14 protein-coding genes are annotated in these 14262 nt (G+C 62.6%); 6 read left to right on the forward strand and 8 right to left on the reverse strand.

The features are described 5' to 3' along the window. Nucleotides 1-104: 104 nt before the first annotated feature. From BSY18_RS14810 to BSY18_RS14825, 4 genes are read right to left on the reverse strand one after another with little or no spacing between them, the layout of a single operon-like run. Nucleotides 105-503 (reverse strand): cupin domain-containing protein, encoded by a 399-nt coding sequence (locus BSY18_RS14810; protein ID WP_069051022.1) that lies wholly within the window; start codon nt 501-503, stop codon nt 105-107. A 16-nt stretch (nt 504-519) separates the two neighbouring features. After that, nucleotides 520-918 (reverse strand): VOC family protein, encoded by a 399-nt coding sequence (locus BSY18_RS14815; protein WP_054135036.1) that lies wholly within the window; start codon nt 916-918, stop codon nt 520-522. A 7-nt stretch (nt 919-925) separates the two neighbouring features. After that, nucleotides 926-1780: an oxygen-dependent coproporphyrinogen oxidase gene (gene hemF / locus BSY18_RS14820; protein WP_069051940.1), complete on the reverse strand. Its 855-nt coding sequence runs from the start codon at nt 1778-1780 to the stop codon at nt 926-928. A gap of 27 nt (nt 1781-1807) precedes the next feature. Continuing rightward, nucleotides 1808-2269, reverse strand: coding sequence for a tRNA (cytidine(34)-2'-O)-methyltransferase (locus tag BSY18_RS14825; protein ID WP_069051023.1), 462 nt, complete (start codon nt 2267-2269; stop codon nt 1808-1810). A gap of 271 nt (nt 2270-2540) precedes the next feature. Between BSY18_RS14825 and petA the strand changes: the two genes are divergently transcribed. The 3 genes from petA to BSY18_RS14840 are packed head-to-tail and all read left to right on the forward strand — an operon-like array spanning nt 2541 to nt 5276. Further along, entirely contained in the window at nt 2541-3095 is a 555-nt protein-coding gene (petA, locus tag BSY18_RS14830) for a ubiquinol-cytochrome c reductase iron-sulfur subunit (protein WP_369814855.1), read from the forward strand. A 12-nt stretch (nt 3096-3107) separates the two neighbouring features. Then, on the forward strand, nt 3108-4403 hold the full coding sequence (locus BSY18_RS14835) for a cytochrome b (RefSeq protein ID WP_054135033.1): 1296 nt from the start codon (nt 3108-3110) through the stop codon (nt 4401-4403). A 30-nt stretch (nt 4404-4433) separates the two neighbouring features. After that, nucleotides 4434-5276, forward strand: coding sequence for a cytochrome c1 (locus tag BSY18_RS14840; protein WP_054135032.1), 843 nt, complete (start codon nt 4434-4436; stop codon nt 5274-5276). Between the two features lie 266 nt (nt 5277-5542). Here BSY18_RS14840 and BSY18_RS14845 read toward each other — a convergent pair whose 3' ends face one another. From BSY18_RS14845 to BSY18_RS14860, 4 genes are all read right to left on the reverse strand, one after another. Further along, nucleotides 5543-6172 carry a hypothetical protein gene (locus BSY18_RS14845; RefSeq protein WP_069051941.1) on the reverse strand — a complete coding sequence of 210 codons (630 nt, stop codon included), beginning with the start codon at nt 6170-6172 and terminating at the stop codon, nt 5543-5545. A gap of 68 nt (nt 6173-6240) precedes the next feature. Then, nucleotides 6241-7254 carry a sterol desaturase family protein gene (locus BSY18_RS14850; RefSeq protein ID WP_069051024.1) on the reverse strand — a complete coding sequence of 338 codons (1014 nt, stop codon included), beginning with the start codon at nt 7252-7254 and terminating at the stop codon, nt 6241-6243. A 153-nt stretch (nt 7255-7407) separates the two neighbouring features. Next, nucleotides 7408-8334, reverse strand: coding sequence for an MBL fold metallo-hydrolase (locus BSY18_RS14855; RefSeq protein ID WP_236823376.1), 927 nt, complete (start codon nt 8332-8334; stop codon nt 7408-7410). Between the two features lie 9 nt (nt 8335-8343). After that, nucleotides 8344-10749: a TonB-dependent receptor gene (locus BSY18_RS14860; RefSeq protein ID WP_069051025.1), complete on the reverse strand. Its 2406-nt coding sequence runs from the start codon at nt 10747-10749 to the stop codon at nt 8344-8346. Nucleotides 10750-11508: 759 nt separating this feature from the next. Between BSY18_RS14860 and BSY18_RS14870 the strand changes: the two genes are divergently transcribed. The 3 genes from BSY18_RS14870 to BSY18_RS14880 are packed head-to-tail and all read left to right on the forward strand — an operon-like array spanning nt 11509 to nt 14242. Next, nucleotides 11509-12591 carry a putative urea ABC transporter substrate-binding protein gene (locus BSY18_RS14870; RefSeq protein WP_069051027.1) on the forward strand — a complete coding sequence of 361 codons (1083 nt, stop codon included), beginning with the start codon at nt 11509-11511 and terminating at the stop codon, nt 12589-12591. Between the two features lie 32 nt (nt 12592-12623). Then, nucleotides 12624-13439: an ABC transporter permease gene (locus tag BSY18_RS14875; RefSeq protein ID WP_069051028.1), complete on the forward strand. Its 816-nt coding sequence runs from the start codon at nt 12624-12626 to the stop codon at nt 13437-13439. After that, nucleotides 13436-14242, forward strand: coding sequence for an ATP-binding cassette domain-containing protein (locus BSY18_RS14880; RefSeq protein ID WP_069051029.1), 807 nt, complete (start codon nt 13436-13438; stop codon nt 14240-14242). Before BSY18_RS14875 ends, BSY18_RS14880 begins: the two co-directional genes overlap by 4 nt. Nucleotides 14243-14262: the final 20 nt, after the last annotated feature.

Here is a 14262-nt window from a genome sequence, read left to right on the forward strand (position 1 = left end):
ACCTGTTTCAGGGCCCATTTCTCCTCACGCGGCTTCGGTCCATTCGGCACGATGGGTCCTGAAACAAGTTCAGGATGACAGAAGGAGGGGCGCGCGGCGCAGCCTCACCGCACCCTGTTCTGCGTCCCCATCCCCGCCGTGATGAACAGCGCGGTCGCGGTGCCGTCGACATCCGCGGTATGCCACACCCCCGGCGGGTTGATCGCATAATCGCCGGGGCCAAGCTCGAGCGTCGTCACCGTGCCATCGGGATGTTCCTGATGCAGCGTCATCCGCCCCGCGGTGCACAGCACCACCTCGTCGCCCGCCGGGTGCATCTCCCACATCGTCCAGGGTGCATCGAAGGTGAACTGGGTGACCAGCCGCCCCTCGATGCCGTCGCTCGCGGTCCGTGCCTCGTAATCCTGGTACCATTCTGCCGCTCCATCCATCGGCGGCAGCGTAATGGCCTTTGCGCCAAGGCCCAGATGGACCGGATGGGTGGATATGGACCGCACCGTCATCGCATCCCCTCCTGCATCACCCTGCGAAGAAATTGAGCTCCAGCAACACGCCATTGGGATCGAGCGTGAAGATCTGGCTGAGGCCGATCGCATTCACCGTGTTGACCGAATACTCCGCGCCCCTCGCCTGCAGCCGCTGTTCCATCGCGTCGAACCCTTCGCAACGAAAGGCGATGTGGTGGATCGACCCGGTGGGCCCCGGCGCGACATCGCGCGGAAAGGTGCGCGGGCAATCCACGCTGTTGATGTGCACCACCGCCTGGCCATTGCGGTCATACGCCCATTGCGCGTTGTCCGGCGTCAGCGGCGGCGGCGCGTCGCGGATTTCGAGGTCGAGCAGCTCGGCATAGAAACGGGCGGTAGCGGCCAGATCCTGCGCGATGATGTTGACATGATCGAGCCGCTCCACCGTCATCGCGCGTCTACTCCCACACCGCTTCGGGCGGCAGGCTCATCAGGATGGCGTCGATATTGCCCCCGGTCTTGAGCCCGAACAATGTCCCCCGATCGTGGATCAGGTTGAATTCGGCATAGCGCCCACGCCACACCAATTGCTGGTGCTTATCGGCGGGCGTGAATTCCTGCGCCATCCGCCTGCGCACCAATGCGGGAAAGATATCGAGAAATGCGCGCCCGACGTCCTGGGTGAACGCGAAATTGGCATCGAACGTCGGCTGGTCGGTGCATTCGAGATGATCGTAGAAGATGCCGCCTACGCCGCGGTGCACGCCGCGATGGGGGATATAGAAATAGTCGTCGGCCCAGGCCTTGAACCTGGCATGATAGTCCGGATTGTGCGCATCGCACGCAGCCTGCATCCGGGCGTGAAAATCATCCGTATCTTCGGCGTAAGGCAGCGGCGGGTTGAGATCGGCTCCTCCGCCGAACCATGCCTTGGTGGTGACAAGGAAACGGGTGTTCATATGCACCGCGGGTACGTGCGGATTGGACATATGCGCGACCAGGCTGATTCCGGTTGCAAAGAATCGCGGGTCCTCGCCCGCGCCGTTGATCGATTTGGCGAACTCCTCGCTGAACCGGCCCTCGACGGTCGAGACGTTGACTCCCGCCTTTTCGAACACCTTGCCCTTGATCAGCCCGCGCACGCCGCCGCCGCCATGCGATCCATCGGCCTCGGTCCGGTCCCATGCGGAATAATCGAACTCGGCGTCCGAGCCCGCCTCGCGCTCAATGGCGGTGAATTCGGCACAGATTGCATCGCGCAGGCTTTCGAACCAGCCCCGCGCCGCCACTCTCTGTTCAGTCCAATCGGTCATCATGCTCCCCTGCGCTGGCGTACGCCTTCATGCATCGCCCAGCTGCCGTGTCTGCCGCAGCGCCTCGCCAAGCGCAATCCCGGTTGCAACCGATATGTTGAGCGATCTGAGGCCGGGCGCCATCGGGATGGTGGTGGCAAGCTCGCACGCATCGCGCACATGCGGCGGTACGCCGGCGCTTTCCGACCCCATGAGCAGGATGTCGTCGTCGCGGAATTCGGTGCGATAGATGCTGGCGGGCGCATGCGCGCTCATCAGCACCAGCCGCGCGCCCAAGCCCTTGCGGAACGCCTGAAACGCCTCCCAGTCGGCATGGCGGCGCATTTCGGCCAGCGGGCCATAATCCATCGCCGCGCGCTTGAGCCTCTTGTCGTCGAACACGAAGCCGCACGGTTCGATGATCTCTACCGGAACCGCCATACAGGCGCCCAGCCGCAAAATGGCCCCCACATTTCCGGCGATGTCGGGTTGGTACAGAGCGATGCGCATGCCCCTGCTTTAGCGCTGTCGACGGCCAAGTCACGCAGCCGATGGGCCGGTCGCGCAATTTTGTGCGCGCCATCATCCGTCATTCATGAAAACTATGCTGCGCCGCGCCAATTTCGTTGTTGGCAAAATGACGTTTTTGCGTCTATCAGGCCCCCAATCATGCGGACGGGCGAAGGGCAACGCCGTGCCATGCCGCTTTCAGCATCGAAAAAATCAATCAACTTTTCAATAGCTTGAGGGTCAGGTTAGCGACATGGCAGAACAAGTAACCATGAATCAAGACGGTAGCGCGGCCATCGAATCCGATGGTGTCCGTCGCCGTGACTTCATCAACATTGCAGCGGTCAGCTTTGCAGGCGTTGGTGCAGCCACGGTTCTTATCCCGCTGATCACGCAGATGGCGCCCAGCAAGGACGTCCTCGCCCAGGCCTCGACCGAAGTCGATGTTTCGGCGGTGGAACCGGGCCAGGCGATCAAGACCGTGTGGCGCAAACAGCCGATGTTCATCCGCAACCTGACGCCGGCCGAAATCGACGCCGCCAACAAGGTGGACGTGAACTCGCTGCGCGATCCGCAGTCGCTCGCCGACCGTACGCTGGAAGGCAAGACCAACTGGCTGGTCACGCTGGGCGTGTGCACCCATCTGGGCTGCGTGCCGCTGGGAGCGGCGCAGGGCGAGGTGAAGGGCGAGTTCGGCGGCTATTTCTGCCCTTGCCATGGTTCGCATTACGATACCGCTGCACGGATCCGCAAAGGTCCGGCCCCGACCAACCTTGTCGTGCCGGAATATGAATTCCTGTCTGACACAGTCATCAAGATCGGTTGAGGAGCATAGAAGATGAGCTTTTCCTGGGCCAAGCATTACGAACCGAAGTCCGATCTGACCAAATGGCTGGATCAACGCCTGCCGCTGCCGCGGCTGGTCTATGGCGCGATCGGCGCCGGCTATCCGGTTCCGCGCAACCTGAACTATTTCTGGAACTTCGGCGTTCTCGCCGGGGTCGCCCTGGTCATGCAGATCGTGACCGGCATCATCATGGCGATGCACTATGCGCCCAACGCGCTGGTCGCCTTTGATTCCACCGAACACATCATGCGCAATGTCAACTGGGGCTGGATGCTGCGCTACGCGCATGCCAACGGCGCCAGCTTCTTCTTCATTGTCGTGTACATCCACATCTTCCGCGGGCTGTATTTCAGCTCGTACAAGGCCCCGCGCGAAATGATCTGGCTGCTCGGCCTGGTCATCTTCCTGCTGATGATGGCGACCGCCTTCATGGGCTATGTGCTTCCCTGGGGCCAGATGAGCTTCTGGGGTGCCAAGGTGATCACCGGCCTGTTCGGCGCGATCCCGCTGGTCGGCGAGCCGATCCAGACCTGGCTGCTGGGCGGATTTGCGCCCGACAACGCCGCGCTGAACCGCTTCTTCTCGCTGCACTATCTGCTGCCGTTCGTGATTGCCGGTGTCGTTATCCTGCACATCTGGGCGCTGCACATTCCGGGTTCGTCGAACCCCACCGGTGTGGAAGTGAAGTCGGAATCGGACACCGTGCCGTTCCACCCCTATTACACCGCCAAGGACGGCTTCGGCCTCGGCGTGTTCCTGATCCTGTTCTGCTCGGTGCTGTTCTTCGCGCCGAACTTCCTGGGCCATGCGGACAACTATATCCCCGCGAACCCGCTCTCGACGCCCGCCCACATCGTTCCCGAATGGTATTTCTGGCCGTTCTACGCGATCCTGCGCGCCTTCACCTTCGACTTCTTCATCGTGCCGGCCAAGCTGCTCGGCGTGCTGGCGATGTTCGCCTCGATCCTGCTGCTGTTCTTCCTGCCCTGGCTGGACCGTTCGCCGGTGCGTTCGGGCAACTATCGTCCGCTGTTCAAGATCTTCTTCGTGATCCTGGTGCTGGACGTGCTGCTGCTGGGTTATCTGGGTGGCGCGCCGGCTGAAGAGCCGTTCGTGATGCTCAGCCAGCTGGCTTCGGCTTATTACTTCGCGCACTTCCTGATCATCCTGCCGATCATCGCGAAGATCGAAAAGCCCAAGCCCCTGCCCTTCTCGATCACGGAAAGCGTGCTCGGCCGGGACAGCATCGGCACCGCTGGCGGCCCCGCGCTGCAGCCCGCCGAATAACGCCAGACGCTAAAAGGAAAGTCATTCGACATGATTCGCATTGGTGCATTTTTGGTGGGGCTGTTCTTCAGCGGCTGGCTGCTGGTCTCGTTCGGTGTGGGCGCGGTCGCCTATATCAGCGAGCCGCCGCAGGAAACCGCAGAGCATGCCTTCCACGAACACCCCAAGAAGCTGTCGCTGAGCAGCGACGGCCCGATGGGCAAGTTCGACCGCCAGCAGCTGCAGCGCGGTTTCCAGGTCTACAAGGAAGTCTGCTCAGCCTGCCATTCGATGCGGCTGGTTGCCTTCCGCAACCTGGGCGAGCTTGGCTATAACGAAGACGAAGTGAAGGCGATCGCCGCGAACTGGCCCGCCCAGACCCCGTCGATCGATCCGGCCACCGGTGAAGCCACGACGCGCAAGCCGCTTCCGGCCGACTTCATCCCTTCGCCGCATGCCAACGAAACCGCTGCCCGCGCAGCCAACAACAACGCCCTGCCGCCTGATCTTTCGCTGATCACCAAGGCGCGTCATGGCGGAGCAGCCTATATCTACTCGCTGCTCACCGGCTATCAGGAACCGCCGGCGGAACTCGCCAAGCGCTTCCCCGATGCCATGCCGGGACCGGGCCTGAACTATAACCCCTACTTCGCGAACCTGAACATCGCGATGGCCAACCCGCTGGGCAGCGACGGTATCGTCACCTATTCCGACGGCACCAACGCCACCCGCGAGCAGATGGCCAAGGACGTGGCAGCGTTCCTGGTGTGGACCGCAGAGCCCACGCTGGAAAAGCGCCACCAGACTGGCTGGGCCGTGCTGATCTTCCTGATCATCGCGACGGGCCTGGGCTATATGGCCTATCGCAACGTGTGGGCGGGCGTGAAGCACTAAGCTTCGCATCGCTCCACCGCAGACAACCGATCCGGCCCGGAAGTGCAGACTTCCGGGCCGGATTGCGTTTGGGGGATGCAAGCGGCGGCTGTGCGGTGCGCTGCGGGGCGTGATGCCTGGCAGGCGCGGACGAACAGGTAATGCTGTGCGCCGGGGCCTTGGCCTCTCTCCTCGACGCGGCGAGCGAGGGAGCCGGGCGCGAACAGCGCATCGGGTGGCGGATGATGTGGGACTGGGCTCGGTGGCGCCGGGACCAGGGGTCCCTCTCAGCTTTCGTGCAGCGCCTGCCGCAAGCGCTTGCGGATCAGCCAGTCTTCCAGGATCCGCCCGGCGACGAACAACACGGCAAAGATCGCGGCGAAGACATAGGCTGCGGTCGGCGAATGCTTCTTGTCCTTGGCCTTGTCCTTCGCCTTGTCCTTTTCGTCCTTTTTCGGCTTTTCGGGGGCCGGTGCGCCAAGGAACTGATCGATCGGGTTCAGCGTCTGGACCTTCTTGTCCTTCGCCTCCTGCTTGGCCTTTTCGGCTTTCAGTTCGGCTTCGGTCGGGGGGCCTTCCAGCACGCCGATACCGACGATCATCTGGCCGAAGGCGATGAACAGCAAGGGCGCGAGCAAGCAAAACAGCAGCGCGCGGCTGTACAGCCGATAGCGCAGCACCGCGCCGTCCGCGCCCTGTTCGATCTGCAGCGCTCCTGCATCGAAGATCGACATCCTGTCCTGCGCGGCCTGGTCCTTCTTGGTGAACACCAGGGTCTCGCCGCTGCGCTCGCAGCTGGTGCCGGGCTGCTGCAACAGCGGATCAAGCCTCGCAAACGCCTCGTCCCCCGACTGGCCCGGCGGCAGGGGAACGCTGCCCCGGATGTTCCAGAGCCAGTCGATGAAGCGCAGGTTCATCTGAAATCCCTGCAACAAGGGTGTCTGAGGATGAGGGCTATGGTCGCCGAGCGACTGGGCCTGGTCGATCATTCCGCCGCAATCGCATTGCTGTCGGCAAAGGGCGCGTCCGGCGTGGCCTCGCGCTTGCCGAAGCGCTGCTTGGTCGTCTTCCAGCCTTCGGTGAAGGGGAACAGCATCTGTTCGCGGATCGACATGCGGCGGCCGCCTTCCATGCCCAGCAGTTCGGCCTCGCCATCGACACAGGTGCCGAAAATCCGGTCGATGAAGATGAAGTTGCTGGCATAGTTGCTGCGCGTCGCCTCGAAATCCTGCGAGTGGTGCAGGCTGTGATGCTCGGTGGTGTTGAACAGGAAGCGCCACCAGGCCGGCGTGTTGAACCGCACGTTGATGTGTTGATACACCCCGATCGACATGCCGATCGCGCCAGCGAGCAAGGCTGCCCGCGGCAGGAAGTCGAACAGCCCGCCAATGCCCAGGCCGATCAGGAACAGCTCCACCGGGTTGCCCACCGCGCCCTTGTTGATGTTGAGCTGGGTGATGTAGTGGTGCACCGAGTGGGTCAGCCACAGCGGGTACCAGTTGTGCATGCCGCGGTGCATCCAGTACTGGCCGAAATCGAACATGAACAGGATCAGGAACGCCTGGACCAGCAGCGGCAGGCCGGTGAACCAGCTGAATTTGCCCCAGTCATAAGTGCTCAGCAGCGATTCGATCAGCACATCGCTGCCGATGTAATTGTCGACCATGTTGAGGATGGTATAGCCCAGCCCGACATAGAACAGGTCGGTGACCAGCTCCTTCCAGGTCAGCTGCCAGCTTTCGAAGCGCGGGTTGACCCATTCGAGCACCAGCAGCAGCACGCGGAACGCGATGCCGATGCCGATCGCGGTCGAGGCCTTGGCGATCGAGTTGGGGGCGTAATACCAGAACAGCACCATCGCGAAGAGAACCGCAGGCTGGAAATAGGTGAAGACGAACTGCTTGACCGGCCCGCCCTGCACCCGCGGGATGTTTTCCCATCCGATGGTGACCGGCGATTGCCCGCCGATGATGCGATTGCCTACGCGAACTCCGTCCATATGCCTGTACTCGCAGTTGCTGACCCGGTGACCTTGGATAAGCCGCAGAAACCCGGGGCATCAGGATGATGAAATTCAACTTACCGTCGTGAAAACCGCCCCATCACGCCAGATGGCAATGCGGTATAGATCCCATAGATCTGGTCTATGTCGTCACTCCCCACGGGCGCCCACCGGCATGATGATGAAGTGGTCGTGCACCTGGCCCTGGTCGGGCACGTCGAGCCTGGCGGTGAGCCCCTGGCGCAGCTCGGCAATCGCGGCAGCGGGCAGTTCCAGCGCATGTTCGTCGGGGTGGCTTGCCGCCTCGTGGGCATAATCTCGCCCCGGCGTCCGGGTCATCTCGATATGCGCGCCCAGCACCGCTCGGATCGGGTGCCATTTGGCAAAGGCCGCCAGCCGGTCGATGCTCTTGCGGTTGTCGTTTAGGAAGTTGACCGGAATGTAGAGCCGTCCGGGATAGAGCGTGTCGCCCGAGATCAGGAGTTTGAGTTGCGGATCATAGACCATGATCGCGGCGGCCTGATGCCCGGGGGTTGCCAATATGCTGAGCGCGCGGCCACCCAGATCGAATGTCGCAACATCCCCGGGCCAGGGATCGATGCCGAAGAACGCCGCGACATCCGCCGGCTTCAACCCGACGACCACCGTGCCGGGCCGCTTTGCGAACGCGGCGTCCGCAGCGATATGGTCGCCATGGGAATGGCTGTGCGCGACGATCAGCGGGATCGCGCTGCGCTTGTGCGCGATCAGCCATTCGGTGATCAGCCGGTCGACGGTCGGCACGATCTGCCCGCCGTCCGCGCCGCTGTCGATCAGCAGCACCTTGTCGCGCCCGAACAGCAGATAGAGGAACGGCGCCTCGAAATTGCTGTGGACCGACTGGCGGATGACGAAGGTATCCGCGTCGAGCGCCTGGACCTGGGTGGCGGGTTCCGCGCCGTTGGTGCCGTCGATCCAGCGCTCGGCAAACAGCCGGGTAGGCGCTGCGGTTTTTGCCCCGGCTGGCGGGGTGCCTGCCAGACACCCCGCCAGCAGAACCGCCGCGCCCAGCCTGATGAAAGGTTGCAGACCCGACACCCGCGCGGCTCAGTACTTGAACCGCGCTTCGATGCCGAAGGTGCGGGGGTTGATGACATTCTGCCGGAAATAGCGCAGCCTCACGCCATCGTTCAGGCCGACGCGTGACCGGTCATTGGAAACCGAGCCGACCGCATATTTGTCGAAGATGTTGCCCGCGAACACGCCGATGCTGAACTTTTCGGTGTCATAGAACACCGATGCACGGTGCGTGGTGAAACCGGGCAGCTTGTCGCCGAAGGCACGGTCCCAGCCAATACGGGTGACGACGCTGCCGCGATAGGTTGCGGTCCAGTCGGCAACGATGCTGCCCTCACCCAGGGGTGCCGTATAGGTGGCCCCGAGACTGCCGCTGTTCCTTGCCGATCCGGGCAGGCGGTCGCCCGCAAGCGCATCCAGCCGGATGGGACGGCTTGGATATATTCCGGCGGGACTGTTGACCGCGATAAGCGCGGGAACATCCTGTGTGAGCCTCGCATCCAGATAGGCATAGGTTCCCTGGATCGACACACGTGGAACCGGCCGCAGCTGGAACGAGGTTTCAAATCCTTCGGCCTTGCCCTTGCCGCCATTGACGGTGATCCCGACAACCCCGTTGATGGTCGCAGAACCGACCTGAATACCGTCCCAGTCGATCGTGAACGCATTGGCGTTGACCGTCAGCATTCGGTTGAACAGCTGCGCGCGGACGCCAATTTCAATGTTCTTGGTTGTATCCGGCAGGAACTGTTCCTCCTCCGGCAGAGCGCACACCGCCTGTTGGCCTGGTACCAGTGGTCCGCAGGGTGCCACAGAGTTGGGACCGCCAACGCGATAGCCCTTGCTGTAGGTGGCGTAGAGCATGATGTCGGGCGTGAAGTTGTAGGAACTGTTGAACTTCCACACCCAGCCATTCGCCCCGGCATCTCCGCCAGCCGGCGGCAGATCGAAAGGACTGATGGGATCGCCCAGGATGGGCAGCACTGCGCGGCCCGCAATGGACGAAGTATAGTCATAGTAGCGCGCGCCTGCCGTTACCTGCCATTCAGGCGTGATCCTGAAGGTGCCCTCACCGAAGATCGCCTTTTCGGTCACTTTCGACCGGGTGAAGGCTGCATATTCGACCTCGTCTGGATTGGGCTGCGTTCCGAATGCTATGAAAGGGTGGTTGGGCAGGCGTTCACGACCAAAGCTGTCGAGCCTCTGTTCGTTGTAGAAGCCGCCGAGCACCCAGTTGAACGGGCCGCCATGACGCGAGACGAAGCGGATTTCCTGGTTGAACTGCTTGCGGCGATTCTGGTTCTGATTGAAGCCGGCAAAGGCCGGGAACGATTCATAGCCATAATCGAGGTCAAGCAGCAGGTCGGTAATGTCGCTGCTCGTGTTGTTCTTGACATCGGTATAGGCCGTGGTCGCGACCAGATCGGCAATATTGCCGAGATTGGCGTTGATCTCGACGCTGGCAAGGTGTGCCCGGCGCTTGACCGGTTCGAGAAAGCGGACCGCGCTTTGATACCGACCGGTGCCAAACACGCCATCGCTGTTGTACTGGCCGCCATCGGTCTTGGTCTGCTGGAAGGCGTAAGTGAGGATGACCTTGAAGTCTTCACTCGCCTGATACAGCAACTGGTTGCGGGTGGTGATGGTCTTTTCGAAATTGACGTCGTTCTCGCGCCGCAGATTTGCCGCATAGCCTGCCGGGGTGACAAAATTGGGCCCGTTGGGCTGGGGCAGCGAAATGCCGGGACGCTGCACCAGCAGCGGATAGTCGATAAAGCCGGGGTCGAAATAATATCCCGTGGCTGACCGAAACGCGAGGTGATCCTTGATGATCGGGATGTTGATAACCGCGTCAGCCTGATACCCCAGATCGCCGCTATGCTGCTTGGCGTAGAAGCGGCCGTGCACCTCGCCCTCGAAACGATCGAGGTTGGGCCGGTTGGGGATGTTGCGGATGGCACCTGCCAGGGTGCCGAGGCCGTACAGCGTCCCTTGCGGACCCAGCAGAACTTCCACGCGCGCAATATCGATCAGCTTGAAATCGTAATAGAGCGGGACTTCTCCCAGATAGATGCCAAGCGCGTTGTCGAAGGAATCCCCGGTCGCGCTCGAATCAGACGCATTGAGGCCGCGCAGCACGATGCTGCCGGTGGAACTGGGGCCGGTATCGACGATGGTGATACCCGGTGTGAAATCGGAGATGTCGCGCACGTCATCGATCCGCTGCTTTGCCAGCTCGTCCGCGCCGATCGCGCTGATGTTGATCGGCACGTCCTGCAGCGAGGTCGCGCGCCGGGTGGCGGTGACGACGATGGTGTCGGCACTGTTCGGGGCTTCGGATTCCTGTGCGGAATCCTGCGCGAACGCGGGACCGGTGCCAAAGCCCATCAGCATGGTTGCGCCAAGCAGTGTGTTGCGGAACATTTTTCGTGTCATTCGGACCCCCCTTATCGGTGAGCCTTTCGTGTGAATGACATCCTTCCCCTCTGGCGCTCTGGCTAGGCCGGCACCTTGTCGGCCGTGTTGCGGCCCTTGTTTTCGAGACATAAATCGCCCCGGCCGCTGACCGCCGGGTATCTGGCAAGGTGCCCTCCAAGGTCACCATGACCGCTTGCCAGGATGAGGCTGCAGATCCGTGCACCCGGCTGATACCCGGCGGCGTGCATCAGCAGCACATCGCCGAAAAGAGCATCAACTGAGGCCTGGCCTTGGTCCACTCACCCTCGCTTGAAACTATCGGTTTTCTTTCACCCGCCATCGCAGAAACGATGTGCTTAACGGTATGGATATTACGTAATGCGTCAAGCGTAATATTTTTGCACCTGCTCAGTATGAACGAATTCCATGCTGCAGCGCACAAAATGACGCTTTTCCAAGCCGTTGCCCTGTCTCCGCATATTTCCGGAAATGCCCGTTTGCGGCATGGGGCTTGCGCACAAGATCGCCGCACCGAATCACTTTGGCCGATTTGCAACACCCGGCCACCTTCGACTCGCCACGGCGGCTATCTCCCGAATTTGCGGGGAAAACGGTCTACCGGGTGCGCTGCTGCAACAGCTCAGGCAAGCTGAGACACCGCCTCCGACGTGCAGCGCGCGCGCCATCTTCGGTATTACGCTTTTTTCTGCGGGTAATATTTTTAGATGGACAACCGCCACAACTGTGCGATGCTGCACTGCGAAAGGGGATCGAATCATGATGAGGCTTTTGGGCAAACTCGGCACTGCAGTGCTGATCGCAGGGTCTCTCATGCTGGCAGCCTGTTCGCAGGGCCCCGATCCCAAGACTGAAGCAAAGACCGAGTTCACCATCGGCTGGTCGATCTATGCCGGCTGGATGCCCTGGCCCTATGCGCAGCAGGCCGGCATCGTGAAGAAATGGGCGGACAAATACGGCATCACGATCAACCTGGTGCAGGTCAACGATTACGTGGAATCGGTCAACCAGTACACCGCGGGCAAGTTCGACGGGGTGACCGTCACCAACATGGACGCGCTGACCATCCCGGCAGCCGGCGGCAAGGACACCACCGCAATCATCGTCGGCGATTATTCGAACGGCAATGACGGCATCCTGCTCAAGGGTGCAAATTCGCTCGCCGCGCTCAAGGGCCGCCAGGCCTATCTCGTCGAGCTGTCGGTCTCGCACTATCTGCTGGCGCGCGGGCTCGACAAGGCGGGGCTGAAGTCCCCCGATGTCAAGACCGTCAACACCTCGGACGCCGATATCGTCGCCGCCTTCGGTGCGCCCGATGTCACCGCGGCGGTCGCGTGGAACCCGCAGCTTTCGGTGATGAAGGCCGAGAAGGGCGTGAACCTGGTGTTCAGCTCGGCCGATATTCCGGGCGAGATCCTCGACCTGATGGTGGTCGACACCGCCACGCTCAAGGCCAACCCCAATCTTGCCAAGGCACTGGTCGGCATCTGGTACGAAACCGTCGCGCTGATGCAGCGCCAGGATGCAGAAGGAAAGGCCGCGCGCGCTGCGATGGCCAAGCTTTCCGGCGCCAGCCCAGAGATGTTCGACAGCCAGCTGGCGACGACCTTCCTCTATGCCGACTCCAAGGCAGCGCTCGCCGCGACCACCTCGCCCTCGCTGGTCGAGACGATGACTTTGGTGCGCAACTTCAGCTTCTCCAAGGGCCTGTTCAAGGGCGCGAGCTCCGCCGACGATGTCGGCATCGGCTTTCCCGGCGGCAAGACATTGGGCAATCCCGACAGGGTGACGTTGCGCTTCGACGACAGCTTCATGAAGCTCGCCGCCGACGGCAAGCTCTGATCGGTCGGCGGACGGCAGGAGAGACAACGGGCATGCGCTGGGTCAACCTTCATCTGAGCCGCGGCCAGCGCGTCCTGCTGGGGGCAGCGCCGATCGTGCTGCTGATGCTGGTCTATCTGGTGATGGCGGCGCAGCGCCATGCCGACAACCCCATGGACAAGATCCTGCCGCTACCCGGCGCGATGATCACCGCCATGTCCGCGCTGATGTTCCAGCCGGACCAGCTCACCGGGCAGTTCACCTTCTGGGTCGACACGCTCGCCAGCCTGCAGCGGCTTGGCCTGGGCCTGGGGATCGCGACGATCACCGCGCTGGTGGTCGGGCTGGTGCTCGGCGTGCTGCCACCGGTGCGCGCGACCTTCGGCCCGCTGGTCACCGGCATCGCGGTGATCCCGCCGATCGCATTGCTGCCGATCCTCTTCATCGCCTTGGGGCTGGGCGAGACCGCCAAGGTGGCGCTGATCGTCATCGGCATCGCGCCCGTCATGGTGCGCGATATCGCAGCGCATGTCGGCGCGCTGCCGCCTGAGCAGATCATCAAGGCGCAGACCCTGGGCGCAAGCTCGTGGCAGATCATGATCCGAGTCGCGCTGCCCCAGGCGATGCCGCGGCTGATCCATGCGGTGCGCATGGCGCTGGGTCCGGCCTGGGTGTTCCTGATCTCGGCAGAAGCGATCGCCTCCGACGTCGGGCTTGGCTACCGCATCTTCCTGGTGCGCCGCTATCTGTCGATGGACGTCATCATCCCCTATGTCGCGTGGATCGCGTTGCTCGCCATTCTGATGGATGCGGCGCTGACCTGGACCGGCAGGCGGGCGTTTCCCTGGGCGACGGGAGCCAGCCATTGACCGAGCCTGTGCTTCCCGGCCCGATCCTCAGCCTGCAGAATGTGTGGGTCGAATATGGCGACAAGATCGTGCTCGAGCGGGTCGATCTCGATATCGCGGCGGGATCGTTCGTCTCGATCGTCGGGCCCTCGGGCGCGGGCAAGAGCAGCTTGCTGCGGATCATCCTGGGCCAGGAGCGCCCGACCCGCGGCGCGATCGCGCTCGATGGCGCGCCCCTCGCGCCCGAATGCGGACCCGATCGCGGCGTCGTCTTCCAGCGCTATTCGGTATTTCCGCACCTCTCGGCGCTGGGCAACACGGTGTTCGGGCTGGAGTGCGCGCAGGCACCGCTCTCGGCGCGATTGTTCGGATCGGCCCGCCGCGCTGCGCGCGCCGAAGCAGAAGCGATGCTCCACGCGGTGGGCCTCGGCGATTCGATGCACCTGTATCCCGCGCAGCTTTCGGGCGGGATGCAGCAGCGGCTGGCGATCGCGCAGGCGCTGATCAAGCGCCCGCGCATCCTGCTGCTCGACGAGCCATTCGGCGCGCTCGATCCCGGCATCCGCGCCGACATGCACAAGCTGATCCTGTCGCTGTGGCGCGATTATCAGCTCACCATCATCATGGTGACGCACGACATCCGCGAGGCGTTCACATTGGGAACCCGCGTGCTCGCGCTCGACAAGCGCCGCCACGATCCGCACGCGCCGCACCGCTTCGGTGCCACCGCGGTTTACGACATCGCGCTGCGCAAGGACCCCGAGCCTGAACCCGAAGCTCCGCCGATTCCCCTGCCCCAAGCCCAACCACAAGAGAGTGCCTGACGTGAGTACCGAACCCACAA

This window comes from Blastomonas sp. RAC04 (genome assembly GCF_001713435.1).
Lineage (GTDB): Bacteria > Pseudomonadota > Alphaproteobacteria > Sphingomonadales > Sphingomonadaceae > Blastomonas > Blastomonas fulva.